Source organism: Cedecea neteri (assembly GCF_000758305.1).
Lineage (GTDB): Bacteria > Pseudomonadota > Gammaproteobacteria > Enterobacterales > Enterobacteriaceae > Cedecea > Cedecea neteri_C.
On record NZ_CP009458.1, the window covers coordinates 2,875,439 to 2,900,940 of the forward strand.

Here is a 25,502-nt window from a genome sequence, read left to right on the forward strand (position 1 = left end):
TGCAACCCGCAGCCCGCTAACTGCCTGAAAGTACAATACGTCTTACGCCATTGCTGCGTGGATGGACGTTCAGGCAAAATGGGTATTCCGCAAACTTTCTTGTTCTAACAAGATTCAACACGGAAAACCGCAACATTATTCCACTGCTAACCTTGTTATAGCAAGATGACTTTTGCTATTAACGTCCCGTTTCTTACAGTTTTTTAACCGCTATTTTAACCTTGCCACAAACGGCATGAAAAAAGGCGGTCTGGACGGTTTAAAACAGAACAGATTGTCAGTTAAGCACATAAAAATGAGTGGCGCTATGCGCCAGGGCTATTTAGAATCGCCGACCATGAAAACAGAGACTCCATCAGTAAAAATCGTTGCAATTTCGGCCGATGAGGCCGGGCAGCGTATCGACAACTTTTTGCTCGCCCGTCTAAAAGGCGTGCCAAAAAGCATGATTTATCGCATCGTCCGCAAGGGCGAGGTGCGGGTGAACAAAAAACGCATCAAGCCAGAATACAAACTGGAAGCGGGCGATGAAGTACGCATTCCGCCGGTGCGCGTTGCCGAGCGTGAGGAAGAGGCCGTTTCTCCGCATTTGCAAAAAGTTGCTGCGCTTACCGATGTCATTCTTTATGAAGATGACCATATTCTGGTACTCAATAAGCCTTCCGGGACTGCGGTTCACGGTGGCAGCGGCCTGAGCTTCGGGGTGATTGAAGGTCTGCGCGCTCTGCGTCCGGAAGCCCGTTTCCTTGAGCTTGTGCATCGCCTTGACCGCGATACTTCCGGCGTTTTGCTGGTCGCTAAAAAACGCTCTGCGCTGCGCTCCCTTCATGAGCAGCTGCGTGATAAAGGCATGCAGAAGGATTACCTTGCGCTGGTGCGCGGGCAATGGCAGTCGCACGTAAAAGTCGTGCAGGCGCCGCTGCTGAAAAATATTCTGCAGAGCGGCGAGCGCATCGTAAGAGTGAATAGCGAAGGTAAGCCTTCCGAGACTCGCTTCAAGGTTGAAGAACGCTACGAGTTCGCTACGCTGGTTCGCTGCAGCCCTGTCACCGGGCGCACGCACCAAATTCGTGTGCATACTCTGCACGCAGGTCACCCGATTGCCTTTGACGATCGTTATGGCGACCGTGAGTTTGATAAGCAGCTTGCGGGTACCGGGCTGAATCGTCTGTTCCTGCACGCTGCTGCGCTGAAGTTTACCCATCCGAACACCGGGGAAGTGATTCGCATCGAAGCGCCGCTGGACGAACAGTTAAAGCGCTGCTTACAGGTTTTACGCAACGCCAAATAAAGAAAAATGCTCCGCGTTGACGGAGCATTTTTTATTAGGCCATAAGCGGGTTACAGTCTTCGTTGCGCAGCATTTCACACAAACTGATGAGCGGTAGCCCGATTAGCGTGTTCGGATCTTTTCCTTCCAGCCTTTCAAACAGCGTGATGCCCAACCCTTCGCTTTTAAAACTCCCTGCACAATTGAGTGGCTGCTCTTTTTGCACATATCGGCGAATTTCATCTTCCGTCAAATGACGAAAATGAACGTCAAAAGGTTCACACTGCGTTTGTAGCTGCCCGTTGGCCGAATTATACAGAGCCAGTCCGGTATAAAAGGTCACGATAGTCCCCCGGGCCAGCAATAGCTGCTGCACGGCATTTTCTTCCGTGTGCGGTTTTCCCGCTATTTGGTTATTCAGAACGCAAACCTGATCGGAGCCGATAATGAGGTGATCGGGAAAGCGTTCTCTTAAGGCTTGTGCTTTGGCCTGAGCCAGACGAGTCACTAAGTGTCGTGCATCTTCCCCTGCGAGCGGCGTCTCATCGACTTCCGGAGCGGCTGTAATAAAAGGCATGCCAAGTTTTTCAAGCAGGCTGCGGCGGAAAGGGGAGGTGGAAGCCAGAACAATCGGTTTCATATTTTTTTCATTAAAGATAGCGAATTGGATGAAGGCATTTTAAACTGTGCCACCGCAATGTGTGCGAATATACCCGTCATATTTTAAGCCGCAGAGGTGTTACCTGCGCTCACTTACCTGAGCCGGGCGGCTGTCTGCAACTTAAACTATTTAGGGTAGAAATGGCAAAAGGCGCTGTTTCCAGGCCTTTTTCTTTGACTCTATGACGTTACAAAGTTAATATGCGCGCCCTATGCAAAAGGTAAAATTACCCCTGACTCTTGATCCGGTTCGTACGGCTCAAAAACGCCTTGATTATGAAGGAGTGTATGCTTCCGATCAGGTTGAGCGTATCGCCGAGTCTGTAGTCAGTGTGGATACTGATGTAGAATGCTCCATGAGATTCGCTATCGATAACCAGCGCCTCGCGGTCTTGACCGGCGATGCAAAGGTCACGGTAACGCTCGAATGCCAGCGTTGCGGGAAACCGTTTGAACATCATGTTCACACAACGTATTGTTTCAGTCCGGTCCGCTCTGACGAACAGGCTGAAGCACTCCCGGAAGCGTATGAGCCGATTGAGGTTAACGAATTCGGTGAAATCGATCTGCGGGCGCTGGTAGAAGATGAAGTTATCCTCTCCCTGCCTGTGGTTCCGGTGCATGATTCTGAACACTGTGAAGTGTCCGAGGCGGACATGGTCTTTGGTGAACTGCCTCCAGAGGCGGAAAAACCAAACCCATTTGCCGTATTAGCCAGTTTAAAGCGTAAGTAATTGAGGAGTAAGGTCCATGGCCGTACAACAGAATAAACCAACCCGTTCCAAACGTGGCATGCGTCGTTCCCATGACGCGCTGACCACCACCACCCTGTCCGTGGACAAAGTTTCTGGCGAAACTCATCTGCGTCACCACATCACTGCCGACGGTTTCTACCGCGGCCGCAAGGTTATCGCTAAGTAATCTGGCGCAACCTTGAGACGTCTAACCCTAGCGTTAGATGCCATGGGTGGGGACTTCGGTCCTTCCGTGACAGTGCCTGCAGCTTTGCAGGCACTGGACTCTAACTCTTCGCTTAATCTTCTTTTAGTCGGCAATCCCGACGCAATCACGCCATTACTTGCCAAAGCTGATTTCGAGCAACGCTCGCGTCTGCAGATTATTCCTGCGGAATCGGTTATTGCCAGTGATGCCAGACCTTCTCAGGCGATCCGTGCCAGTCGAGGGTCGTCAATGCGCGTTGCGCTGGAGCAGGTTAAAGAAGGGCGAGCAGAAGCCTGTATCAGTGCCGGAAATACTGGCGCGCTGATGGGGCTTGCGAAATTACTGCTCAAGCCTATAGACGGGATTGAGCGCCCGGCGCTGATGACGGTATTACCTCATCAGCAAAAAGGTAAAACGGTGGTGCTTGACCTCGGGGCCAACGTTGACTGCGACAGCACGATGCTGGTGCAGTTTGCCATTATGGGGTCCGTGATGGCAGAAGAGGTGCTGGGTATTCCTCGTCCGCGCGTTGCGCTGCTGAATATCGGCGAAGAAGAGACTAAGGGGCTGAACAGCATCCGAGATGCCTCTGCATTATTAAAAACAATGCCTTCAATGAACTATATTGGATACCTTGAGGCTAATGAATTGCTCACCGGCAAGACGGATGTTCTGGTCTGTGACGGTTTTGTCGGCAACGTCACACTCAAGACGATGGAAGGTGTTGTCAGAATGTTCCTTTCACTGCTCAAATCGCAGGGGGAAGGAAAAAAAAGGTCGTGGTGGCTGATTATATTGAAGAAGTGGCTACAAAAGCGCCTGACACGGCGATTCAGTCACCTCAACCCCGACCAGTATAATGGCGCCTGTCTGTTAGGATTGCGCGGCACTGTGATCAAGAGTCACGGTGCGGCCAATCAGCGAGCGTTTGCTGTCGCGATTGAACAGGCAGTGCAGGCGGTGCGGCGGCAAGTTCCCACCAGAATTGCTGCCCGCCTGGAATCTGTATTACCCAAGAGTGACTGAGCGTAAATGCATACGAAGATTATTGGTACCGGCAGCTTCCTGCCTGAACAAGTGCGTACTAACGCTGACCTGGAAAAAATGGTTGATACGACTGACGAGTGGATTGTCACCCGTACAGGTATCCGTGAGCGCCGAATTGCGGGCCCGAATGAAACCGTTTCAACCATGGGTTATGAAGCTGCGCTTCATGCACTGGATATGGCTGGCATTGATAAAAATGACATCGGCCTGATTGTTGTAGCGACAACCTCTTCCACGCACGCTTTCCCAAGCGCGGCTTGCCAAATTCAGGCGATGCTGGGAATTAAAGGTTGCCCGGCGTTTGATGTGGCGGCGGCATGCGCAGGCTTTACCTACGCGTTAAGCATTGCCGATCAGTACGTGAAGTCTGGCGCAGTGAAAAATGCGCTGGTTATCGGGGCCGATGTGCTGGCACGCACCTGCGATCCTGAAGATCGCAGTACCATTATTATTTTTGGCGACGGCGCGGGTGCCGTTGTACTAGGGGCGTCTGAAGAGCCAGGTATCATTTCTACCCATCTGCATGCAGACGGTAGTTATGGCGATCTGTTGACGCTGCCGAACGTCGATCGCGTGAATCCTGAAAATTCAGTTCACCTGACGATGGCCGGGAACGAAGTGTTTAAAGTCGCGGTGACCGAGCTGGCTCATATCGTCGACGAAACCCTGGCTGCGAACAACCTCGATCGCACGGCGCTCGACTGGCTGGTACCGCATCAGGCTAACCTGCGCATCATCAGCGCGACCGCGAAGAAGCTCGGTATGCCGATGGATAATGTTGTCGTGACCCTGGATCGTCATGGCAACACCTCTGCTGCATCCGTCCCTGCTGCGTTGGATGAAGCGGTACGTGATGGCCGTATTAAACGCGGTCAACTGGTGCTGCTGGAAGCGTTCGGTGGCGGCTTCACCTGGGGCTCTGCACTGGTTCGTTTTTGATTAAAGGAATTTTCGACATGACGCAATTTGCTATGGTGTTTCCGGGACAGGGTTCCCAGTCCGTTGGCATGCTGGCCGATCTCGCGGCAAGCTATCCGGTGATTGAAGCCACGTTCCGCGAAGCCTCTGACGCGCTGGGCTACGACCTGTGGGCGCTGACGCAGCAAGGGCCAGCGGAAGAGCTGAACAAAACCTGGCAGACTCAGCCTGCACTGTTGACGGCTTCTGTCGCCCTGTGGCGCGTTTGGCAGCAGCAGGGTGGTAAAGCGCCTGCACTATTAGCTGGCCACAGCTTGGGTGAGTATTCCGCGCTGGTTTGTGCGGGCGTGATTGATTTCGCCGATGCTGTTCGCCTGGTTGAGCTGCGCGGCAAGCTGATGCAGGATGCCGTTCCGGAAGGAACTGGCGCGATGTCTGCCATTATCGGTCTGGACGATGCTTCTATTGCAAAAGCCTGTGAAGAGTCAGCCCAGGGGCAGGTTGTCTCTCCGGTGAACTTTAACTCCCCGGGCCAGGTTGTGATCGCCGGTAACAAAGAAGCCGTTGAGCGTGCAGGCGCTGCGTGTAAAGCAGCGGGCGCAAAACGTGCGCTGCCATTGCCGGTTAGCGTGCCGTCCCACTGCGCACTGATGAAGCCTGCAGCGGATAAGCTGGCAGTGGCTCTGGAAAACATCACCTTTAACACACCGGCAATTCCGGTCGTGAACAACGTTGACGTGAAGTGTGAAACTGCGGCAGACGCTATCCGTAGCGCGCTGGTACGTCAGCTCTATAGCCCGGTCCAGTGGACGAAATCCGTGGAATTTATGGCGGCGCAGGGCGTTTCCCAGCTGCTGGAAGTGGGCCCAGGTAAAGTATTGACCGGGCTGACCAAACGTATTGTTGACACCATGACGGCAACGGCCATTAATGAGCCTGCAACGCTGTCAGCGGCGCTTGAACAATAAAACGAGGAAAACCATGAGTTTTGAAGGAAAAATTGCGCTGGTCACCGGCGCTAGCCGTGGTATCGGCCGCGCCATCGCAGAGACCTTAGTGGCTCGCGGGGCAAAAGTTATCGGGACTGCGACCAGCGAAAGTGGCGCGCAGGCCATCAGCGATTATCTGGGCGAAAACGGCAAAGGCTTCATGCTGAACGTGACCGACCCGGCTTCTATTGAAGCCGTGCTGGACAGCATTCGCAAAGAGTTTGGCGAAGTGGATATTCTGGTGAACAACGCCGGCATCACTCGTGATAACCTGCTGATGCGCATGAAAGAAGACGAATGGAACGACATTGTCGAAACCAATCTGTCATCTGTTTTCCGTCTGTCAAAAGCGGTAATGCGAGCTATGATGAAAAAGCGTCATGGGCGTATTATCACTATCGGTTCTGTGGTTGGTACCATGGGAAATGCTGGTCAGGCTAACTACGCTGCGGCGAAGGCTGGTTTGATTGGCTTCAGTAAATCGCTGGCGCGTGAAGTCGCGTCCCGCGGTATTACTGTGAACGTTGTTGCTCCGGGCTTTATTGAAACGGACATGACGCGTGCGCTCTCTGATGAACAGCGTGCGGGTATTCTGGCGCAGGTTCCTGCGGGTCGCTTAGGCGACGCAAATGAAATCGCCAGTGCTGTAGCATTTTTAGCCTCTGACGAAGCTGGGTACATCTCTGGTGAGACCCTGCACGTCAACGGCGGAATGTATATGGTTTAATCACGGTGAAAAATATTTGCGTTATTTGGGCGAATGCCCGCAAAATAGCGTAAAATCGTGGTTTGACCAGCCGGGATTTGGTTGCATCTTTTTCAACATTTTATACACTACGAAAACCATCGCGAAAGCGAGTTTTGATAGGAAATTTAAGAGTATGAGCACTATCGAAGAACGCGTTAAGAAAATCATTGGCGAACAACTGGGCGTTAAGCAAGAAGAAGTAGTGAACACCGCTTCCTTCGTTGAGGACCTGGGCGCTGATTCTCTTGACACCGTTGAGCTGGTAATGGCTCTGGAAGAAGAGTTTGATACTGAGATTCCGGACGAAGAAGCTGAGAAAATCACCACCGTTCAGGCTGCCATTGATTACATCAACGGCCACCAGGCGTAAGTGAACATCTCCAGGCGGTCATTCGACCGCCTGAGTTTTATCTGAATTGTCCCACTAGTATTTTTTCCCTCCCTGGAGGACAAACGTGTCTAAGCGTCGTGTAGTTGTGACCGGACTGGGCATGTTGTCTCCTGTCGGCAATACCGTAGAGTCTACCTGGAAAGCTCTCCTTGCCGGTCAGAGTGGCATCAGCCTGATCGACCATTTCGATACTAGCGCCTATGCAACGAAATTTGCTGGCTTAGTAAAGGATTTTAACTGTGAAGACATCATCTCGCGCAAAGATCAGCGCAAGATGGATGAATTCATTCAATATGGAATTGTTGCTGGCATTCAGGCCATGCAGGATTCTGGCCTCGAAGTAACGGAAGAAAATGCGAACCGCATCGGCGCTGCAATTGGCTCTGGTATCGGTGGCCTGACGCTGATTGAAGAGAACCACTCTTCTTTAGTTAATGGTGGTCCTCGTAAGATCAGCCCGTTCTTCGTGCCTTCAACGATCGTCAACATGGTGGCAGGTCACCTGACCATTATGCTGGGTCTGCGTGGTCCGAGCATTTCCATTGCCACGGCTTGTACCTCTGGCGTACACAATATTGGCCATGCAGCACGTATCATTGCCTATGGCGATGCAGACGCAATGCTGGCAGGTGGTGCAGAAAAAGCCAGTAGCCCGCTGGGCGTTGGTGGCTTTGGCGCGGCGCGCGCACTGTCTACTCGTAACGACAACCCGCAAGCGGCGAGCCGCCCGTGGGATAAAGATCGTGACGGCTTCGTACTGGGCGACGGCGCAGGCGTCATCGTACTGGAAGAGTACGAACACGCGAAAAAACGCGGCGCGAAAATTTATGCAGAAGTTGTTGGCTTTGGTATGAGCAGCGATGCCTACCACATGACTTCTCCACCAGAAAACGGCGCAGGTGCTGCGCTGGCGATGGAAAACGCACTGCGCGATGCAGGGATCTCCGCAGGGCAGGTTGGCTACGTCAACGCCCACGGCACCTCTACACCAGCAGGCGATAAAGCCGAAACGCAGGCGGTTAAGTCTATCTTTGGTGCTGATGCAAGCCGCGTGATGGTGAGCTCAACCAAATCGATGACCGGCCACCTGTTAGGTGCGGCGGGTGCAGTAGAATCTATCTACTCCATCCTTGCGCTGCGCGATCAGGCCGTGCCGCCAACCATCAACCTCGATAACCCGGATGTTGGCTGCGATCTGGACTTCGTGCCACACGAAGCACGTCAGGTGAGCGGTCTGGAGTACACTCTGTGTAACTCCTTCGGTTTCGGTGGTACCAACGGTTCGTTGATCTTCAAGAAGATCTAATCGTTTCGTAAAGGGCCCGCTTGCGGGCCCTTTTGCTGTTCAGAATTCCCCTCTTGTCGTTCACGAATCCCTCTGGCAACCTTACGCTTCCGTCTCCTGAGGAATCCTTATGTTTCTTATTAATGGTCAATGGCAGGAAACGCTACCGGCGAACGACCGGGCGATTCAGTTTGGTGACGGCTGCTTTACCACCGCCCGCGTTATTGATGGTGCAATATGTTTTCAGGCGGATCATCTTCACCGCCTGCAGCAAGCCTGCGAAGCATTAATGATAGGGCCGGTTGACTGGGAAGAACTCAACGATGAGATGAACATGCTCGCAGCCACTGAAACCAGTGCCGTACTCAAGGTGATTATTTCTCGCGGTGCCGGGGGGCGTGGCTACAGTGCGTCAGATTGCACACAGCCTACGCGAATACTCTCTCTTTCGCCTTACCCTGCCTTTTATTCCGCCTGGCGCGAGCAGGGGATCACACTGGCGCTCAGCCCGATAAAGTTAGGGATCAATCCTGCGCTGGCAGGCATTAAACATCTTAACCGGCTTGAACAGGTTCTTATTCGTACGCATCTTGAACAGACAGCCGCCCAGGAGGCGCTGGTTCTTGACAGTCAGGGGAGCCTGGTGGAATGCTGTGCGGCTAATTTATTCTGGCGCAAAGGCGATGACGTTTATACGCCGCGTATTAACGGTGCGGGCGTGAATGGCACGATGCGTCAGCGCATTATTGCGTGCCTGGCTGATTCCTCCTGGCGGCTGCATGAGGTCAATGAAGGCCTGGAAACGCTGGCCGATGCGGATGAAGTCATCATTTGCAATGCGCTCATGCCGGTTGTACCGGTGAACCAGGCCCAGGACTGGCACTATACATCGCGTGAACTTTGCTGTTTCTTAGCGCCACTTTGTGAGTAACCGATTACCGATGAAAAAAATGTTTCGTTTCTTTCTGGTTTTGCTGATTGTGCTTGGCATCGCCGCCGGTGCAGGCATGTGGAAAGTGCGCCAGCTGGCAAAAGCGCCGCTGCCCATTAAACAGGAAACCATTTTCACCCTGAAGCAGGGCACCGGACGTTTAGCTCTGGGCACCCAGCTTTATGAAGAAAAACTGATTACTCGCCCGCGAGTTTTCCAATGGTTGCTGCGCGTTGAACCGGAGCTGGCCAAATTTAAGGCGGGTACATACCGTCTTACTCCAGGAATGACGGTTACCGACATGCTCCGCCTGCTGGCCAGTGGGAAAGAGGCGCAGTTCCCGCTGCGCTTTGTGGAAGGTATGCGCCTGAGCGATTTACTCGAGCAGCTGCGAGATGCCCCATACATTCAGCACACGCTAAAAGACGACAGCTATTCGACCGTGGCGGAGGTGCTGAAATTTGAGCACCCTGAATGGGTCGAGGGCTGGTTCTACCCGGACACCTGGATGTACACCGCCAACACCACAGATGTCGCTTTGCTTAAGCGTGTGCATCAAAAAATGGTTAAAGCTGTGGGGCAGGCCTGGGAAAGTAAAGCTGATGGTCTGCCTTACAAAACCGAAAATGATCTGGTGACGATGGCTTCGATCATTGAGAAAGAGACTGCTGTCGCCGCCGAGCGTGACCAGGTGGCCTCGGTCTTTATTAACCGCCTGCGTATTGGTATGCGCCTGCAAACCGATCCCACCGTTATCTACGGGATGGGGGAAAGCTATAATGGTAAGCTCACGCGCAAAGATCTCGAGACGCCCACGCCGTATAACACTTACGTGATTAGCGGCCTGCCGCCAGGCCCGATTGCGGTGCCGAGTGAAGCGTCATTGCAGGCGGCTGCGCATCCGGCAAAAACGCCGTATCTCTATTTTGTTGCTGACGGCAAAGGTGGCCATACGTTTAGCACAAACCTCACCAACCATAACAAAGCGGTGCAGGTGTATATCAAAGCTCTCAAGGATAAAAATGGACAGTAAATTTATCGTCATCGAAGGCCTGGAAGGCGCCGGGAAAACCAATGCCCATAATGTGGTCGTGGCGACCTTAAAAGAGCTGGGTATCAGCGAGCTGACGTTCACGCGTGAACCTGGCGGCACACCGCTTGCCGAGCGCCTGCGTGAGCTAACGCTCAACAATGCCGGGATCGGTGATGAGAAAGTAACGGATAAAGCCGAAGTGCTGATGTTCTACGCGGCGCGCATCCAACTGGTAGAGACGGTGATCAAACCGGCGCTGGCGCGTGGTAGCTGGGTCATTGGCGATCGCCACGATCTCTCCACTCAGGCCTATCAGGGTGGCGGACGTCAGATTGACCAGCAGTTATTGATGGCGCTGCGCAACACCGTACTGGGTGACTTTTATCCTGACCTGACGATTTATCTCGACGTGACGCCTGAAGTGGGGCTGACCCGTGCCCGTGCCCGGGGCGAACTTGATCGTATCGAGCAGGAATCTATCGACTTCTTTAACCGTACGCGCGCGCGTTATCTGGAACTGGCAGGTCGCGATAGCCGCATTAAAACCATCGACGCCACTCAGCCGCTGGATGACGTTTCTCTGGCCGTGCGTGAAGCCTTACTCAGCTGGTTCCGGGAGCAGCAACAGTGAAATGGTATCCGTGGCTGCGCGGCGCGTTCGAGCAGCTTATCGGCCAGTATCAGGCGGGCCGTGGGCATCATGCGCTGCTGGTTCACGCGCTGCCGGGCCTGGGGGATGATGCTTTAATCTACGCCTTGTGCCGCTGGCTGATGTGCCAAAGCCCGGAAGGCAATAAAAGCTGCGGCCACTGCCATAGCTGCCAGCTGATGCAGGCGGGTACGCACCCTGACAGCTACTCCCTTGAAGTAGAAAAAGGCAAATCCAGCCTCGGGATTGATGCCGTGCGAGACATCACCGAAAAGCTTTACGGCCACGCTCAGCAGGGCGGGGCAAAAGTTGTCTGGCTTAAAGATGCCGATCTGCTCACCGAAGCCGCGGCGAACGCGCTGCTGAAAACGCTGGAAGAGCCGCCAAAAAATACCTGGTTCTTTCTGAGCAGCCGCGAACCTGCTCACCTGCCCGCGACGCTTCGCAGCCGCTGCCTTTACTGGCACCTTGCGCCACCGGACGAACGTTTTGCTCTGGCATGGCTGGGGCGCGAAATAACGGCCTCTGTAGAAGAGCTTCAGGCGGCGCTGCGGCTTAGTTCCGGGGCACCTGCCGCAGCGCTGGCTCTTTTACAGCCCGAGCAGTGGAAGGCCCGCCAGCAGCTTTGCGAGAAGCTGACTCAGGCAGGAGAGGCGAACAACATGCTGGCTCTTTTGCCTGCATTAAATCATGAGGATGCTGCCCGCCGCGTCCACTGGCTTTGCGCGCTGCTGGTTGATGCCCTCAAGTGGCAGCAAGGGGCAGGGGCATGGCTCACCAACGCGGATGTGCAGCCGCTGGTGGCAAGCCTTGGCGGACGCTATTCTCCGGGCGTGTTACAAAGCCTGCTTCACCACTGGTTCACCTGCCGCGATGCTTTACTTAACGTAGTCGGCGTTAACCGCGAGCTTCTGCTCACGGAAAGCCTTCTTACGTGGGAGCGTCTGGCTCAGCCAGGCGCACTGCTTCACTCACATCATCTCTAAGAGTATTACTATGTTTCTGGTCGACTCACACTGCCATCTCGATGGCCTGGATTATCAATCCCTGCATAAAAACGTCGATGACGTTCTGGAAAAAGCGGCCGCCAGGGACGTGAAGTTTTGCCTGGCTGTGGCGACTACCCTTGAGGGTTATCGGGGAATGCGTGAGCTGGTGGGGGAGCGTAACAACGTGGCCTTCTCGTGTGGCGTACATCCGCTGAACCAGGACGAAGAGTACGACGTTGAAGAGCTGCGCCGCCTGGCCGCCGAACCCGGCGTTATCGCGATGGGGGAAACCGGGCTGGATTACTTCTATACGCCGGAAACAAAACCGCGCCAGCAGGAATCTTTCCGTAACCATATCCGCATTGGCCGCGAGCTGAACAAGCCGGTGATCGTCCACACACGTGATGCCCGCGCCGATACGCTGAGCATTCTGCAGGAAGAAAAAGTGACAGAGTGCGGCGGGGTACTACACTGTTTCACGGAAGACAGAGAAACGGCGGGTAAACTGCTGGATATGGGGTTTTACATCTCTTTTTCCGGGATAGTGACCTTCCGGAATGCCGAGCAGCTGCGTGACGCCGCGCGTTATGTCCCGCTGGACAGAATGCTGGTGGAAACAGACTCCCCGTATCTTGCACCAGTGCCACATCGCGGGAAAGAAAACCAGCCGGCCATGACGCGTGATGTTGCCGAATATATGGCCGTACTGAAGGGCGTTTCGCTGGAAGAACTGGCTATTGCCACCACGCAGAACTTTGCTGATTTGTTCCACGTCCCCTTATCCCGCCTGCAATCTCTCTGAAATTCATAGTTATTTTAAAGCTCGTAATTAATAGCCTAAGCGAGTAAAGTGCACCGCCATAAAATGAGCGGTGCACGCTCATTTTGAACCATTTGTACGCGTGTTATGTAAATTAATGAAAGTTTTTCGCGCGATCGGCTGAGAAACGTGATAGCCGTCAAACAAAGTTTTCGTTATTTATTTTACTCTGCGTAATAAATAAAAGGACACTTAGATGTCCTGTTTATGAACCGGTTCTCCCCCCGGTTCGATGCGTAAATGCGTACAAAAAAAGCACAAATACTCAGGAGCACTCTCTATTATGTTTAAGAATGCATTTGCTAACCTGCAAAAGGTGGGTAAATCGCTGATGCTGCCAGTCTCCGTACTGCCTATCGCAGGTATCCTGCTGGGCGTCGGGTCTGCAAACTTCAGCTGGCTGCCGGTCGTTGTCTCTCACGTTATGGCGGAAGCGGGCGGTTCAGTCTTCGCCAACATGCCGCTTATTTTTGCTATCGGTGTGGCGCTGGGCTTCACTAACAACGATGGCGTATCTGCCCTGGCGTCGGTTGTTGCCTATGGCATCATGGTGAAAACCATGGCCGTGGTCGCGCCTCTGGTCCTGCACCTGCCTGCGGAAGAAATTGCAGCTAAACACCTGGCGGATACCGGTGTGCTTGGCGGTATTATCTCCGGTGCAATTGCGGCCTACATGTTCAACCGTTTCTATCGCATCAAGCTGCCTGAGTATCTGGGCTTCTTCGCCGGCAAACGCTTTGTACCGATTATCTCCGGTCTGGCGGCTATCTTCACCGGCGTAGTACTGTCCTTCATCTGGCCACCAATCGGTACCGCTATCCAGACCTTCTCTCAGTGGGCTGCATACCAGAACCCGGTTGTTGCCTTCGGTATCTATGGCTTCATCGAGCGCTGCCTGGTACCGTTTGGTCTGCACCATATCTGGAACGTTCCATTCCAGATGCAGATCGGTGAATACACCAACGCTGCGGGCCAGGTATTCCACGGCGACATCCCTCGCTACATGGCAGGCGACCCAACTGCGGGCAAACTGTCCGGTGGCTTCCTGTTCAAAATGTACGGCCTGCCGGCTGCGGCTATTGCTATCTGGCACTCTGCTAAACCAGAGAACCGTGCAAAAGTGGGCGGGATCATGATCTCCGCGGCGCTGACTTCGTTCCTGACCGGTATCACCGAGCCAATCGAATTCTCCTTCATGTTCGTGGCACCGATTCTGTACGTGATTCACGCGATTCTGGCGGGTCTGGCATTCCCTATCTGTATCCTGCTGGGTATGCGTGACGGGACGTCCTTCTCTCACGGTCTGATTGACTTCATCGTACTGAGCGGTAACAGCAGCAAGCTGTGGCTGTTCCCAATTGTCGGTATCTGCTACGCGATCGTGTACTACACCATCTTCCGCGTACTGATTAAGGCACTGGATCTGAAAACCCCGGGTCGTGAAGACGCCACCGCAGAAACCACCGCTGGCGCAACCAGCGAAATGGCACCTGCTCTGGTTAGCGCATTCGGCGGTAAAGAAAACATCACTAACCTCGACGCTTGTATCACCCGTCTGCGCGTTAGCGTGGCCGACGTGGCTAAAGTTGACCAGGCTGGCCTGAAAAAACTGGGTGCAGCAGGTGTGGTTGTCGCAGGTTCCGGCGTTCAGGCTATTTTCGGCACCAAGTCCGATAACCTGAAAACCGAAATGGATGAGTGGATCCGTAACAACTAAGTTTGTTCGGGGAGCGATAAGGGAGGCGAAAGCCTCCCTTTTTTGTTGCAGAAAAAAGACGAATTTGTTTTAAAGGCCAGCACTTAACGAAAGAAAAGCGCGCAGAAGGTTGAGTCAAGTGAGCGCCTCGCTCATACTCCCAACACCGTTTTCTCCTTCAAGGAACCGCTCATGGCCGAAGAAACTATTTTCAGTAAAATTATTCGTCGTGAAATTCCGGCGGATGTAGTTTACCAGGACGATCTGGTTACCGCGTTTCGTGATATTTCCCCTCAGGCACCGACCCACATCCTTATCATTCCAAACGTGCTTATCCCAACGGCCAATGACGTCAAAGCTGAACACGAGCTTGCGCTAGGGCGGATGATGACCGTTGCAGCTAAAATTGCGGAACAGGAAGGTATCGCCGCTGACGGCTACCGCCTGATCATGAACTGCAACCGTCACGGTGGGCAGGAGGTGTACCATATTCACATGCACCTGCTGGGTGGCCGTCCGTTAGGCCCAATGCTGGCGCATAAGGACTGATCCCATGTCGCGCTTTTCCCTGAGTCTGTTAGCGATGCTGCTGGTGGCGGGCTGTAGTTCTCGCCCTGCCATTCCGGTAAACAACGACCAAACCCTGGTCATGGAATCTGCGGTGTTAGCGGCCGGGATTAGCGCGGAAAAACCGGATATCTCTCAGCAGAACGGTGCCACGGTGGCCGAATCATCGCTGTATAATGAGCAGCATAAGCCGGTCACGCTGTACTACCGTTTCTATTGGTACGATGCAAAAGGGCTGGAAATCCACCCGCTTGAAAAAGTACGTACCGTTACCCTCCCGGGGCAGTCTTCGCAGCGCATTGACTCGACTGCAGCCTGGCCGGGGGCCAAAAAAGTACGTCTTTCTCTCTCTGTAAGGAGCGAATTTTGATTAGGGGACTTCATCGTTATCTGGCCGTCACTGCGGTGGCGCTGATCCTGACCGGGTGTATTAATCGCGGCGAACAGCCTGCCCCGGTAGAAGAAGCCAAACCTGGCGTAGAGCAGCCTGCTCAGCCGGAGCCTACCGTGCCAACGGTACCGACCGTGCCGACACAGCCTGGCCCTGTGGAACAGCCAGAGCCGACTATTCCGGCTCAGCCTAAGGTTCGCACCTACGACTGGAACAGTGCCATGCAGCCGATGGTCGGTAAAATGCTGCAGGCTGATGGCGTGACGCCGGGTAGCGTGTTGCTGGTGGACAGCGTCAACAACCGCACTAACGGCAGCCTGCAAACCAGCAGCGCGACGGAAGCCCTGCGCGGTGCGCTGGCCAACAATAATAAGTTCACGCTGGTCTCTGCGCAGCAGCTCTCGATGGCTAAGCAGCAGCTTGGGCTTTCCCCACAGGACAGCTTAGGCACGCGAAGCAAAGCCATTGGGATTGCGCGTAATACCGGCGCCCAGTACGTGCTTTACACCAACGCCAGCGGCAACGTGAACACGCCTACGCTGAAAATGCAGCTGATGCTGGTGCAAACCGGCGAAATCATCTGGTCGGGTAGCGGTGCTGTTCAGCAAACCAACTAAAGCATCGCTCGATGCGGCAGTGACTCGATACCTTCCGGCGGCTCAGGCCGCCGGTTGTGTTTCTGCGCTCGAAGGATTGAGCGGGACAAGTTACCGCGTGGATACAGGATCAGGGCTCTTTACGGCAAGAAAGCTGCCCGAACAGCGTTTACCTGGGATTTCCCTTCGGCGGCATCATCGCGCGCTCAGGCAGTTGCCTGGCGGTATTGCGCCTGAGCCCTGGTGCCTGGCGGAAGGCTGGCTGTTCACCCGCTGGCTTAACGGCGAGGTTTTGCCGAACCTGGCCCCGCTCACTGAATTAACGGGCTTATTGTATTATCTTCACCGGCAGAAACCGTTTGGTTGGCGCATAAGCCTGGTCCCGCTGCTTGAGTTTTACTGGCAGGAAAGTGACCCGAACAGGCGAACCCTGGCCTGGCTGCGTGAATTAAAACGCCTGAAGCGTTGCAAGGAGCCCCGGCCTCTTCGGCTGGCCCCTCTGCATATGGATGTTCACGCGGGCAATCTGGTGCGGCAACCAGGCAATCGTCTGGGGCTTATAGACTGGGAATACGCCGGAGACGGCGATATTGCGCTGGAGCTGGCCGCCGTGCTGGCGGCGAACGCTGTCGACAGCGAAGCGTTGCTGGCGCTATATGCTGCCCAGGCTTCACTGAGTCTCGAAGCCCTGCGCCTGCAGGTTGCGCGCTGGCGGCCATGGATAACGTTACTTATGGCGTCCTGGTATGAATGCCGCTGGCGGCAAACCGGGGAGCAACATTTTATTACGCTGGCAGACGACGCATGGTGCGCGCTGCGGGCGAGCAAACATCAGGAGAGAGTATTGTGGGCCCAGTAATGTTGGATGTGGCTGGCTTCGAGCTGGATGCGGAAGAGCGTGAAATTTTGCAGCACCCGCTGGTGGGCGGTTTGATTCTTTTTACCCGCAACTACCACGACCCGGAGCAGCTGCGTGAGCTGGTCCGCCAGATCCGTGAAGCTTCGCGTCATCGTCTGGTTGTCGCCGTCGATCAGGAAGGCGGCCGCGTGCAGCGCTTCCGCGAAGGGTTTACCCGTCTGCCTGCGGCACAATCTTTTGCGGCACTCCGCGGCCTGGAAGAGGGCGGCAAGCTGGCGGCAGAGGCAGGCTGGCTAATGGCGAGCGAAATGATCGCCATGGATATCGACATCAGCTTTGCGCCGGTGCTGGATATCGGGCACATCAGCGCGGCCATTGGGGAACGCTCTTACCACGAAGATCCGGCCAAAGCGCTGGCAATGGCCACGCATTTTATCGACGGGATGCATGCTGCGGGCATGAAAACCACCGGCAAACACTTCCCGGGCCACGGGGCGGTCACCGCCGATTCCCACAAAGAAACCCCGCACGACCCACGCCCGAAGGCGGAAATTCGTGAGCATGACATGCGCATTTTTGCCTCGCTGATTAGCGAGAATAAGCTGGATGCCATTATGCCTGCGCACGTTATCTATGATGAAGTTGATCCTCGCCCGGCAAGCGGCTCTGAGTATTGGCTGAAAACGGTCCTGCGCGGCGAGCTGGGCTTTAATGGCGTGATTTTCTCCGACGATTTGTCGATGGAAGGCGCGGCTATCATGGGCAGCTATGCCGAACGCGGTCAGGCATCGCTGGACGCCGGTTGCGATATGATCCTCGTCTGCAATAATCGTAAAGGGGCGGTGAGCGTGCTGGATAACCTGTCGCCGGTCAAAGCAGAGCGTGTTACAGGTTTGTATCATAAAGGGTCATTTACCCGCGATGAGCTGCGTTCATCCGATCGCTGGAAGCAGGTGAACCAGCAGCTGGAAGCGCTGCACGAGCAGTGGCAGGCGCATAAAGCGGGCTAATATTCATGTGGTGAGGATGCGATGATTATCTATTTGCACGGTTTTGACTCAAACAGTCCCGGTAACCATGAAAAAGTGCTGCAGCTTCAGTTTATCGATCCCGATGTGCGGCTGATTAGCTACAGTACGCTGCATCCGAAGCACGACATGCAGCATCTGCTGAAGGAAGTCGACAAGATGCAGCAGCTTACCGACGACGAACGCCCCTTAATTTGCGGCGTGGGTCTCGGCGGGTTCTGGGCGGAACGCATTGGTTTTCTCTGCGATATGCGGCAGGTTATTTTTAACCCGAACCTTTACCCCCATGAAAACATGGAAGGGAAGATCGACCGGCCGGAAGAGTACGCGGATATCACCACCAAGTGCGTGCAAAACTTCCGTGAGAAGAACCGCGACCGCTGCCTGGCTATTCTGTCGCGCAACGACGAAGCGCTGGACAATCGGCGCACGGCAGAGGCGCTGCATCACTACTATGAAATCGTCTGGGACGAGCAGCAAACCCACAAATTCAAAAATATTTCCCCGCATTTACAGCGCATTAAAGCTTTTAAAACCCTGGGCTAATTTTTCCCGCGCAATAACATAGGCCAGCCTCGTGCTGGCCTTTTTGTTTATCTTTTCGGCATAAAAATTGATGTACATCAATTTTGGTATGACCAATGCACCCTTCATGTTATTCTCGATAAAGTTTGGCGTTAAACGTGCAGTAACCCTTTGTTAATTAAAGGTTATTTAGATAACTTTTAATTAACAATTGGTTAATATTTTAGGGGGTCAAGTTGACTACACCATTGAAAAAAATAGTGATTGTTGGCGGCGGCGCTGGTGGTCTGGAGCTGGCGACTCAGTTGGGTAAAAAACTGGGACGCGGCAAAAAAGCCAAAATTACTCTGATCGATCGCAACCACAGCCACCTGTGGAAACCGCTGCTGCATGAAGTGGCCACCGGCTCGCTGGATGAAGGCGTGGATGCGCTGAGCTACCTGGCCCACGCGCGCAATCATCATTTCCAGTTCCAGCTGGGTTCCGTGGTGGATATCAACCGCGAAAGCAAAACGCTGACCATCGCCGAGCTGCGCGATGAAAAGGGCGAGCTGCTGGTGCCTGAGCGCAAGCTGCCTTACGACACGCTGGTGATGGCGCTGGGGAGCACCTCCAACGACTTCAACACGCCTGGCGTGAAAGAGAACTGCATCTTCCTCGACAACCCGCATCAGGCGCGTCGTTTCCATTCTGAGATGCTGAACCTGTTCCTGAAATACTCCGCCAACCTCGGCGCGAACGGGAAAGTTAATATCGCTATCGTGGGCGGTGGCGCGACGGGCGTTGAGCTGTCTGCGGAACTGCATAACGCCGTTAAACAGCTGCACAGCTACGGCTATAAAGGGCTGACCAACGAAGCGCTGAACGTCACGCTTGTGGAAGCCGGGGAACGTATTCTGCCTGCGCTGCCGCCGCGTATTTCTGCCGCCGCGCACAGCGAACTGACCAAGCTTGGCGTTCGCGTGCTGACGCAAACCATGGTCACCAGCGCCGATGCACATGGCCTGAATACCAAAGACGGCGAGTTTATTGCAGCGGATCTGATGGTCTGGGCGGCAGGTATTAAAGCGCCAGATTTCATGAAAGAGATCGGTGGCCTTGAAACTAACCGCATTAACCAACTGGTGGTTGAGCCGACGCTGCAGACCACGCGTGACCCGGACATCTACGCTATCGGCGACTGTGCGTCCTGCGCTCGCCCGGAAGGCGGTTTCGTGCCTCCTCGCGCTCAGGCAGCGCACCAGATGGCTTCCCGCGCGCTGACTAACATTCTCGCGCAGATGAAAGGCCAGCCGCTCAAAGCTTACAGCTATAAAGACCACGGCTCGCTGGTTTCCTTGTCCAAATTCTCTACCGTGGGCAGCCTGATGGGTAACCTGATGCGCGGCTCAATGATGGTGGAAGGCCGCATCGCCCGCTTCGTGTACATCTCTCTGTACCGTATGCACCAGATTGCGCTGCACGGCTACTTCAAAACCGGCCTGATGATGCTGGTGGGCAGCATCAACCGCGTGATTCGTCCGCGCCTGAAGCTGCACTAAGTTTTATTTCCTCCTGAAAACCCGGCCATCGCGCCGGGTTTTTTATTGCCAATGAACAGCATAAAACTCGGCATATTCCTGGCTGATTGATCGGAGTTGTCTTAAACACGCGTTTTCACCGCACGATCCCGCACTTTTGATCCGTTGTCTGATTTCTCAATATTGTCACCGCAGTGCAAAATTAGGTTAACAACAAGGTCAGGAGGATGTCCTGTGAATAAATCAATGTTAGCGGGTATAGGTATTGGCGTGGCCGCTGCGCTGGGCGTGGCTGCGGTAGCCAGTTTGAATGTGTTTGACCGTGGTCCTCAGTATGCACAGGTGGTGTCAGCGACGCCAATCAAGGAAACGGTTAAAACACCGCGTCAGGAGTGCCGCAACGTGGCCGTGACGCACCGCAAACCTGTTCAGGATGAGAACCGTATTTTAGGTTCTGCTCTGGGCGCGGTAGCCGGAGGCGTGATTGGTCATCAGTTTGGCGGTGGACGCGGGAAGGATGTTGCCACGGTTGTGGGCGCACTGGGCGGCGGTTATGCCGGGAACCAGGTGCAGGGCGCGATGCAGGATGGGGACACCTACACCACCACCCAGCAGCGCTGTAAGACCGTGTATGACAAATCAGAAAAAATGCTCGGCTATGACGTAACCTACAAAATCGGCGATCAGCAGGGCAAAATCCGCATGGATAAAGACCCTGGTACTCAGATCCCGCTGGACAGCAAAGGCCAGCTGGTGCTCAACAAAGCCTGATATCGAGGCTTAAAACAAACCCGCCCTCCGGCGGGTTTTGTGTTTCTAGTGCTCGCCGCGCAGCGTTTGCTGCAGCGTCAATAAAGCCCTGACTTCCTGAATTCTGCGGCGGGTTAAGGCGGGAATCGCCTCTGGAGCCTGCTCAAACAGCGTTTTACCAGCAAAAATAATCTCTCCGAGGCAGCGGTCGTACAGCGGCCCGCTTATATCCAGTTTTACCTCGTCGTCAATGCTCAGGGTTTCATCCACTCCACGTCGGTCAACGGCAATCACTCTGCCATCTTTTAGCACGATATTGATGCCTTTTTGCCCACCGGCTGGCCCGGCATATTTGTTCAGTTGCAGCACGCAGGGGATGCCGCCCATCTCCCCTCGTAGCAGCGCCTGGCCTTCTGCCGTGGTGACATCGCCGGGCAAAATACCGTTGCCGAGTCGATCTTTGGCAAGCAGCAACTCAAGCTCGAGCGCTTCACCAGCACCCACCTGCATCAGCGTTTCCCGCATCATCGCCAGCACGTGCGTGCCGATGTCCACGATAACGCCGTCCGGGTGGCGCAGCTCGCGAGTATCGGGCTCGCCGGTGGCAAAATTCAGCGCAATGGGCTCTCCGGCGGCATTAAACCCGCTGGGTTCTAGCAGGAATCCCTCGATACGATCGATATCTTCAAGGCGGTCGATAAAACGTGCCGCATCGGTTCTTACCATCCAGTGATCCAGCGCGAGCACTCGCGCGGCAATGGCCGGTTCGCATAACAATGATGCCAGTTCGTCGAGTTGCTGAAGCGTTGCCGCGACGGGTTTTTCCACCACGATGGGCACTGAACTTTGCTGTAAAAACTGTTTCAGCATCGGCCAATGCTGGAGCGATGAGGTGGTGATAAACACCAGATCAAGCGGCAGCGCCAGAAGCTGGGTTAAGGAGGGGAGAAGCGTGATGGCATCAGAGCGGTAGCGCGGGGCGGGATCAAACCCATAGCAAACTACATCATGTCGGGAAAGCCGCTTAATCGCCGGCAGGTAAGCCGTTTCTATCACGCTGCCCACGCCAATAAAGCCAATTTGCATATTGTCTCCGGTCATAAGAGAGGAAAATATCCCTTATTTTTAAAAGACTATTTTGCGAGGGTCGAGGGATAAACTGTTAGGAAGGGTAAGCGGGTGAACTTGCCCGGCGACTGCCGGGCAAGGAAGAGGCTTAGAACAGGACGGAGTAGTTCATGCCGAAGGTGCGGCCACGGCCTTTATAGTCATACAGCGAAGCAGGACCGTAGCCTGGGCTGTAATACAGTGGCGCACGCTGGCCCCAAACAGTGGTGTAGTCGCGATCCAGCAGGTTCTCAACGCTGAAGCTGAGTTTACCCACCGGTAGCTGGTAGCTGCCGAGCAAATCAAGCGTGGTGTAACCCTTAAGTTCATTCCCCACATTGTCGCTCTCGCTAAACGATGTTGTGCTCTGTACGCGAAGACTCCACGGATCCGGCGCCCAGCCAATATAGGCAGTTGCCTTCGACGGGCTGGCGGATTTAACGTCAACCTTTGCCCAGCTACCGTTCACTTTTGACTCGGTTTTTAAGACGTTGAAGTTAGCCCCAGTACTCCAGTCGCTGTCAGGGATAAAGTAATCCACCGCGCCTTCCACGCCATAAACCCGGCGTTTGTTGTCATTCACGCTAATGGTCAGGTCGGTATTGGGGACGACTTCCTTATTGGACAGGGAGTAATAGGCGGCCATCTGCGTGCGCAGGTTGTCCCCGGTGTAACGCCAGCCCAGCTCGTAAGAGTCAACCTTTACGCCCTGCAGTTTGCTCGCGCCGACGTTGACGCTGTTGGTCAGCGGCAGGTGGCCATTAACCGCCGCTCCGTAGGTGCCACGACCGTAGTATTTACCTGGATCCGGCAATTCTACGCCCTGGGAGAAGTTCAGCCACGTCTGCTGGCGCTCGGTGAGGTGCACCAGCAGGCCGGCGTTGAACAGGAAATTGTCGTAGTTTGTGGAGCCGCCAGGGATAGCATCGGCGGATTTCACTTTACCAGAGGCAATTTGCTGTTGCTGCGCGTAGCCGATGAAATCATCAATCTTGTTCTCGGTGTACTGGTAACGCACGCCGCCGCTCAGGGTAAAGATCTCGTTTATGTCATAGCTGGACTGCAGGAACGCCGCCATGTTGCTAATGTCATACGCCGGGTAACGTCCGGTGGTATAGATTTTCTGGTTGTTCAGGCCGCCGGAAGCGCTGGCCTGCGCCAGATCGAAGAACATCTGGTTAGAGGTGAAGCGCTCGTGGTCCGCGTCCAGACCGTAGGTAAGCTGCCAGCCGTCGAGCGGTTTGCTGTTGAAGGTCAGTTTCGCGCCGTACTGGTTAGTGTCCTGCTGGGAAGAGGAGAAGGCGGTCGCTTTTTTGTTCGCGTTTACCGTCGGGAACGGATAGAACAGCAGCGACTCATCACGGTAGTAAACCTGGCCCACCAGCTCCTGGCCGAGGAAATCGCTGTTGGAATACTGCATGCTGATCAGGTGGCGTTCTGTGCCCGGCACACGGTCAGAGTTCAGCCCTTTGCTGACGTACGGGCTGCTCGTCCCGCTGATGGCTGAGAAGTTTTTCCCGAGGTTCAGGCCGTAATCGTCGTCGCCCTGACTTTTGTAGTATTGGGTGACTAACTGCAGCTGCTGGTTTTCATCGATGTTCAGCGTCCCGGTGCCCATCACGTCCAGGCGATCGGAATACTGTAAACCGGTCTGGGTGTTGTCGAGCAGGGTGGCATCGCCGTTGCCGTCAAACCAGCCGCCGAATTTCTGATAGGCCACTGACGCACGGCCAGAAATATGGTCGTTCCCGCCGGAAATGGCGCTGGCGACGCGCTCATCGTGGTCTTTGCTGCTGTTAAAGCCGCTCTTGATACCGGTTTCAAACTCTACCTGCGTATCTTTCTGGCCTTTTTTGGTCACGATGTTGATAAGCCCGCCGGTACTGCCGCCGCCGTACAGCGCGGTCGCACCGGAAATGACTTCAATATGATCGATGTTGAACGGATCGATAGAGTCCAACTGGCGGGTGTCGGTACGGGAAGAGTTGAGACGCACGCCGTCAACCAGCACGACCAGCGGGCGACCACGGACGTTCATGCCGTAGTTGGTACGGCTCTGGCTGCTGACGTCGAGGCCGGGGATCAGCTGGGCCAGCGCATCTTTAAACTCTTTGCCGCCCTGGATCTGCTGCTCCAGTTCGGCTTTCTCGATCACCCAGGTGGTTTGGGCCATTTCGGCGACGGTGCGGTTGCTGCGGTTGGCGGAAACCACCATCGTCTCGTCACTGGTTTGCTGTGCTACTGCCGGCGCCATCATGGCGAGCAGTAACGGATTGAGCGCCCAAAGCGTTTGCTTTTTGGTTATCATCATTGTTCCTTCATACGGGCTGACAAACATCGGCCCAAATATGCTGTGTCCTCGTCATTCTTCAATTTGACGTGGGGTTAACGGTTGCCCCCGTCCCGCAGCAGCCTGCGTTCCGGGGGATAAACTCAGTTAGCGCCAGGCTGCATTTCGAATGATTTTGAGGAGTAGTGAGTTAAGGACGCAGCGCTATGCTGCGGTTTTTCCCGGCTGCCGCTGCGCCATTGAATCAGCGCGGGCGGCGTACTGAGATCGAACAAATCACGCCCCAGCGCGCGATTCAGAATTTTGGCGGAGCGCCACGCCATCAGGCTCAGCTGCGGCTCGGCAATGCCGTGGGTTTGCATACTGGCGTTGACCGCAAAAATGTTATTGCCGGCCGGGCCATTCCACTCCAGCGTAAAATCGTCGCGCACTTTGAAGTTGCACTCATCAAGCATCGTCATGCGTGGCATTAACGGCGAAAGCATCTGCGGCAGCGTCGGGCGGTAGCCAGTGGCGAAAATCACCACGTCGCTGTCCAGCGTGTCATAGCCCTTGTCCAGATGGTGCTCCAGCAGCAGTTGCCAGCCCTGGCCACGGCTTTCCAGGCCGGTGACTGAGCGGCTCGGCAGCAGGCGCGCATTGCGCGGCAGCCCCAGCACTTCAAAGCGGTGATACAGCTCGCGGTAGATGGTCAACAGCGAATCGGCGGTAATGCCGTCGGAGGTCATCTTCTGCTCATCGAGCATTTTTTGCCGCGCGTCTTCATTCAGGCCCACAAAGCCGGTGACGTATTCCGGCGTGAAGTATTCGTTGGCAAACGCGGCTTCATCCAGCGCGTTAAAGTTATTGCGGCGTGAAACCCAGTTCACTTCGGCGACTTCGCCCCAGGCGCCACGGAACGCATTCAGGAACAGATCGGCGCCGCTTTGCCCGCCGCCGACAACCGTAACGCGTTTCCCGGCCAGATTCGGCAGGCGCAGGCTCATTTCGCTGGCGTGGAAGCAGGTCGGCGTGGCGGTTTTTACGCACGGCGGCAGGTGAGGCTGTTTGCCAATCCCGAGGCAAATGTTGCGCGCCAGCGTTTCCCCCTGGCCGGTTTGCACCACAAACAGCTTGCGCTGCTCGTCGAAGTCAACGCGCTCAACCGTCTGGTTAAACTGCAGGTTATTCATGCCCTCTGCGGCCCAGCGAAGGTAGTCCGAAAACTCATCGCGCGAAACGGTGCGCAGCTCGGTAGTCAGAAAACGGTAGAATTTTTTACGTTTCACCAGGTAGTTCACAAAGCTGAACGGGCTGGTGGGGGCCACGGCGCTGACCAGGTCTTTCAGGAACATGGTCTGCATATGGCAGTCCGGCACTAGCATGCCCGGGTGCCACGCAAAGTCAGGGCGGCTGTCAAAGAACTGGCTGCTAAATCCCTCTGCTTCGTGAGACAGCGCCGCAATGCTCAGGTTAAACGGGCCGATACCTACGCCAATAAAATCAACAGTGTTTGTCATAA

General features: G+C 54.8%; 27 protein-coding genes. 23 read left to right on the forward strand and 4 right to left on the reverse strand.

The window, feature by feature from the left end:
* The first annotated feature begins 337 nt into the window (after positions 1-337).
* A complete protein-coding gene (gene rluC / locus LH23_RS13450; RefSeq protein WP_197062483.1) occupies positions 338-1,291 on the forward strand; it encodes a 23S rRNA pseudouridine(955/2504/2580) synthase RluC in 954 nt (317 codons plus the stop codon).
* Positions 1,292-1,325: 34 nt separating this feature from the next.
* Here the strand turns inward: rluC and LH23_RS13455 are convergent, their stop codons facing one another.
* Entirely contained in the window at positions 1,326-1,910 is a 585-nt protein-coding gene (locus LH23_RS13455; RefSeq protein WP_039291879.1) for a Maf family protein, read from the reverse strand.
* Between the two features lie 232 nt (positions 1,911-2,142).
* On the opposite strand from LH23_RS13455, the gene yceD reads away from it, so the two are divergent.
* From yceD to LH23_RS13565, 22 genes are all read left to right on the forward strand, one after another.
* On the forward strand, positions 2,143-2,664 hold the full coding sequence (gene yceD, locus LH23_RS13460) for a 23S rRNA accumulation protein YceD (RefSeq protein WP_039291882.1): 522 nt from the start codon (positions 2,143-2,145) through the stop codon (positions 2,662-2,664).
* Positions 2,665-2,680: 16 nt separating this feature from the next.
* Complete coding sequence (gene rpmF / locus LH23_RS13465) at positions 2,681-2,851, forward strand: 50S ribosomal protein L32 (protein ID WP_016535856.1); 171 nt, start codon at positions 2,681-2,683, stop codon at positions 2,849-2,851.
* A 12-nt stretch (positions 2,852-2,863) separates the two neighbouring features.
* Complete coding sequence (gene plsX, locus LH23_RS13470) at positions 2,864-3,898, forward strand: phosphate acyltransferase PlsX (protein WP_071842724.1); 1,035 nt, start codon at positions 2,864-2,866, stop codon at positions 3,896-3,898.
* A gap of 6 nt (positions 3,899-3,904) precedes the next feature.
* A complete protein-coding gene (locus tag LH23_RS13475) occupies positions 3,905-4,858 on the forward strand; it encodes a beta-ketoacyl-ACP synthase III (RefSeq protein WP_039291889.1) in 954 nt (317 codons plus the stop codon).
* Positions 4,859-4,875: 17 nt separating this feature from the next.
* Positions 4,876-5,805, forward strand: a complete 930-nt coding sequence (fabD, locus tag LH23_RS13480) for an ACP S-malonyltransferase (protein WP_039291892.1) — start codon at positions 4,876-4,878, stop codon at positions 5,803-5,805.
* Positions 5,806-5,818: 13 nt separating this feature from the next.
* On the forward strand, positions 5,819-6,553 hold the full coding sequence (gene fabG, locus LH23_RS13485) for a 3-oxoacyl-ACP reductase FabG (RefSeq protein WP_008453466.1): 735 nt from the start codon (positions 5,819-5,821) through the stop codon (positions 6,551-6,553).
* Positions 6,554-6,707: 154 nt separating this feature from the next.
* A complete protein-coding gene (gene acpP, locus LH23_RS13490) occupies positions 6,708-6,944 on the forward strand; it encodes an acyl carrier protein (RefSeq protein ID WP_004157115.1) in 237 nt (78 codons plus the stop codon).
* An 85-nt stretch (positions 6,945-7,029) separates the two neighbouring features.
* Positions 7,030-8,271: a beta-ketoacyl-ACP synthase II gene (gene fabF, locus LH23_RS13495; protein ID WP_071842725.1), complete on the forward strand. Its 1,242-nt coding sequence runs from the start codon at positions 7,030-7,032 to the stop codon at positions 8,269-8,271.
* Between the two features lie 109 nt (positions 8,272-8,380).
* Positions 8,381-9,181: an aminodeoxychorismate lyase gene (gene pabC / locus LH23_RS13500; RefSeq protein ID WP_039291919.1), complete on the forward strand. Its 801-nt coding sequence runs from the start codon at positions 8,381-8,383 to the stop codon at positions 9,179-9,181.
* A gap of 10 nt (positions 9,182-9,191) precedes the next feature.
* The gene (yceG, locus tag LH23_RS13505; RefSeq protein WP_039291922.1) at positions 9,192-10,214 is read left to right on the forward strand and encodes a cell division protein YceG; all 1,023 of its coding nucleotides are present in this window, start codon (positions 9,192-9,194) and stop codon (positions 10,212-10,214) included.
* On the forward strand, positions 10,204-10,845 hold the full coding sequence (tmk, locus tag LH23_RS13510) for a dTMP kinase (protein ID WP_039291925.1): 642 nt from the start codon (positions 10,204-10,206) through the stop codon (positions 10,843-10,845). Before yceG ends, tmk begins: the two co-directional genes overlap by 11 nt.
* Positions 10,842-11,849 carry a DNA polymerase III subunit delta' gene (gene holB, locus LH23_RS13515; RefSeq protein ID WP_039291930.1) on the forward strand — a complete coding sequence of 336 codons (1,008 nt, stop codon included), beginning with the start codon at positions 10,842-10,844 and terminating at the stop codon, positions 11,847-11,849. Before tmk ends, holB begins: the two co-directional genes overlap by 4 nt.
* 10 nt (positions 11,850-11,859) lie before the next feature.
* Entirely contained in the window at positions 11,860-12,654 is a 795-nt protein-coding gene (locus LH23_RS13520; RefSeq protein WP_039291933.1) for a metal-dependent hydrolase, read from the forward strand.
* Between the two features lie 301 nt (positions 12,655-12,955).
* On the forward strand, positions 12,956-14,389 hold the full coding sequence (ptsG, locus tag LH23_RS13525; protein ID WP_039291936.1) for a PTS glucose transporter subunit IIBC: 1,434 nt from the start codon (positions 12,956-12,958) through the stop codon (positions 14,387-14,389).
* A 171-nt stretch (positions 14,390-14,560) separates the two neighbouring features.
* A complete protein-coding gene (gene hinT / locus LH23_RS13530) occupies positions 14,561-14,917 on the forward strand; it encodes a purine nucleoside phosphoramidase (protein ID WP_039291939.1) in 357 nt (118 codons plus the stop codon).
* Positions 14,918-14,921: 4 nt separating this feature from the next.
* Entirely contained in the window at positions 14,922-15,305 is a 384-nt protein-coding gene (locus LH23_RS13535) for a YcfL family protein (protein WP_039291943.1), read from the forward strand.
* On the forward strand, positions 15,302-15,943 hold the full coding sequence (gene lpoB, locus LH23_RS13540) for a penicillin-binding protein activator LpoB (RefSeq protein WP_039291945.1): 642 nt from the start codon (positions 15,302-15,304) through the stop codon (positions 15,941-15,943). The genes LH23_RS13535 and lpoB overlap by 4 nt, the downstream gene beginning before the upstream one ends.
* A complete protein-coding gene (thiK, locus tag LH23_RS13545) occupies positions 15,921-16,781 on the forward strand; it encodes a thiamine kinase (protein WP_039291949.1) in 861 nt (286 codons plus the stop codon). The genes lpoB and thiK overlap by 23 nt, the downstream gene beginning before the upstream one ends.
* On the forward strand, positions 16,769-17,791 hold the full coding sequence (nagZ, locus tag LH23_RS13550; RefSeq protein ID WP_039291953.1) for a beta-N-acetylhexosaminidase: 1,023 nt from the start codon (positions 16,769-16,771) through the stop codon (positions 17,789-17,791). The genes thiK and nagZ overlap by 13 nt, the downstream gene beginning before the upstream one ends.
* A 21-nt stretch (positions 17,792-17,812) precedes the next feature.
* Positions 17,813-18,355, forward strand: coding sequence for an alpha/beta hydrolase YcfP (gene ycfP / locus LH23_RS13555; RefSeq protein ID WP_039291956.1), 543 nt, complete (start codon positions 17,813-17,815; stop codon positions 18,353-18,355).
* Positions 18,356-18,570: 215 nt separating this feature from the next.
* On the forward strand, positions 18,571-19,875 hold the full coding sequence (locus LH23_RS13560) for an NAD(P)/FAD-dependent oxidoreductase (RefSeq protein ID WP_039291959.1): 1,305 nt from the start codon (positions 18,571-18,573) through the stop codon (positions 19,873-19,875).
* A 213-nt stretch (positions 19,876-20,088) separates the two neighbouring features.
* Positions 20,089-20,625 (forward strand): glycine zipper 2TM domain-containing protein, encoded by a 537-nt coding sequence (locus LH23_RS13565; RefSeq protein WP_071842726.1) that lies wholly within the window; start codon positions 20,089-20,091, stop codon positions 20,623-20,625.
* Positions 20,626-20,670: 45 nt separating this feature from the next.
* Here the strand turns inward: LH23_RS13565 and LH23_RS13570 are convergent, their stop codons facing one another.
* The 3 genes from LH23_RS13570 to iucD all read right to left on the reverse strand — a co-directional run bounded on the left by LH23_RS13570 (position 20,671) and on the right by iucD (position 25,500).
* On the reverse strand, positions 20,671-21,690 hold the full coding sequence (locus tag LH23_RS13570; protein ID WP_039291965.1) for a Gfo/Idh/MocA family oxidoreductase: 1,020 nt from the start codon (positions 21,688-21,690) through the stop codon (positions 20,671-20,673).
* A gap of 130 nt (positions 21,691-21,820) precedes the next feature.
* On the reverse strand, positions 21,821-24,022 hold the full coding sequence (gene iutA / locus LH23_RS13575; RefSeq protein WP_039291968.1) for a ferric aerobactin receptor IutA: 2,202 nt from the start codon (positions 24,020-24,022) through the stop codon (positions 21,821-21,823).
* A 122-nt stretch (positions 24,023-24,144) separates the two neighbouring features.
* A complete protein-coding gene (iucD, locus tag LH23_RS13580) occupies positions 24,145-25,500 on the reverse strand; it encodes an NADPH-dependent L-lysine N(6)-monooxygenase (protein ID WP_039291971.1) in 1,356 nt (451 codons plus the stop codon).
* Between the last annotated feature and the right edge of the window lie 2 nt (positions 25,501-25,502).

Excerpts from the sequence above, each read along its gene's own strand:
- rluC (WP_197062483.1), top strand. The coding sequence starts at position 338 with ATGAAAACAGAGACTCCATCAGTAAAAATCGTTGCAATTTCGGCCGAT.
- LH23_RS13455 (WP_039291879.1), bottom strand. The coding sequence starts at position 1,910 with ATGAAACCGATTGTTCTGGCTTCCACCTCCCCTTTCCGCCGCAGCCTG.
- yceD (WP_039291882.1), top strand. The coding sequence starts at position 2,143 with ATGCAAAAGGTAAAATTACCCCTGACTCTTGATCCGGTTCGTACGGCT.
- rpmF (WP_016535856.1), top strand. The coding sequence starts at position 2,681 with ATGGCCGTACAACAGAATAAACCAACCCGTTCCAAACGTGGCATGCGT.
- LH23_RS13475 (WP_039291889.1), top strand. The coding sequence starts at position 3,905 with ATGCATACGAAGATTATTGGTACCGGCAGCTTCCTGCCTGAACAAGTG.
- fabD (WP_039291892.1), top strand. The coding sequence starts at position 4,876 with ATGACGCAATTTGCTATGGTGTTTCCGGGACAGGGTTCCCAGTCCGTT.
- fabG (WP_008453466.1), top strand. The coding sequence starts at position 5,819 with ATGAGTTTTGAAGGAAAAATTGCGCTGGTCACCGGCGCTAGCCGTGGT.
- acpP (WP_004157115.1), top strand. The coding sequence starts at position 6,708 with ATGAGCACTATCGAAGAACGCGTTAAGAAAATCATTGGCGAACAACTG.
- pabC (WP_039291919.1), top strand. The coding sequence starts at position 8,381 with ATGTTTCTTATTAATGGTCAATGGCAGGAAACGCTACCGGCGAACGAC.
- yceG (WP_039291922.1), top strand. The coding sequence starts at position 9,192 with ATGAAAAAAATGTTTCGTTTCTTTCTGGTTTTGCTGATTGTGCTTGGC.
- tmk (WP_039291925.1), top strand. The coding sequence starts at position 10,204 with ATGGACAGTAAATTTATCGTCATCGAAGGCCTGGAAGGCGCCGGGAAA.
- LH23_RS13520 (WP_039291933.1), top strand. The coding sequence starts at position 11,860 with ATGTTTCTGGTCGACTCACACTGCCATCTCGATGGCCTGGATTATCAA.
- ptsG (WP_039291936.1), top strand. The coding sequence starts at position 12,956 with ATGTTTAAGAATGCATTTGCTAACCTGCAAAAGGTGGGTAAATCGCTG.
- hinT (WP_039291939.1), top strand. The coding sequence starts at position 14,561 with ATGGCCGAAGAAACTATTTTCAGTAAAATTATTCGTCGTGAAATTCCG.
- LH23_RS13535 (WP_039291943.1), top strand. The coding sequence starts at position 14,922 with ATGTCGCGCTTTTCCCTGAGTCTGTTAGCGATGCTGCTGGTGGCGGGC.
- ycfP (WP_039291956.1), top strand. The coding sequence starts at position 17,813 with ATGATTATCTATTTGCACGGTTTTGACTCAAACAGTCCCGGTAACCAT.
- LH23_RS13570 (WP_039291965.1), bottom strand. The coding sequence starts at position 21,690 with ATGCAAATTGGCTTTATTGGCGTGGGCAGCGTGATAGAAACGGCTTAC.
- iutA (WP_039291968.1), bottom strand. The coding sequence starts at position 24,022 with ATGATGATAACCAAAAAGCAAACGCTTTGGGCGCTCAATCCGTTACTG.
- iucD (WP_039291971.1), bottom strand. The coding sequence starts at position 25,500 with ATGACAAACACTGTTGATTTTATTGGCGTAGGTATCGGCCCGTTTAAC.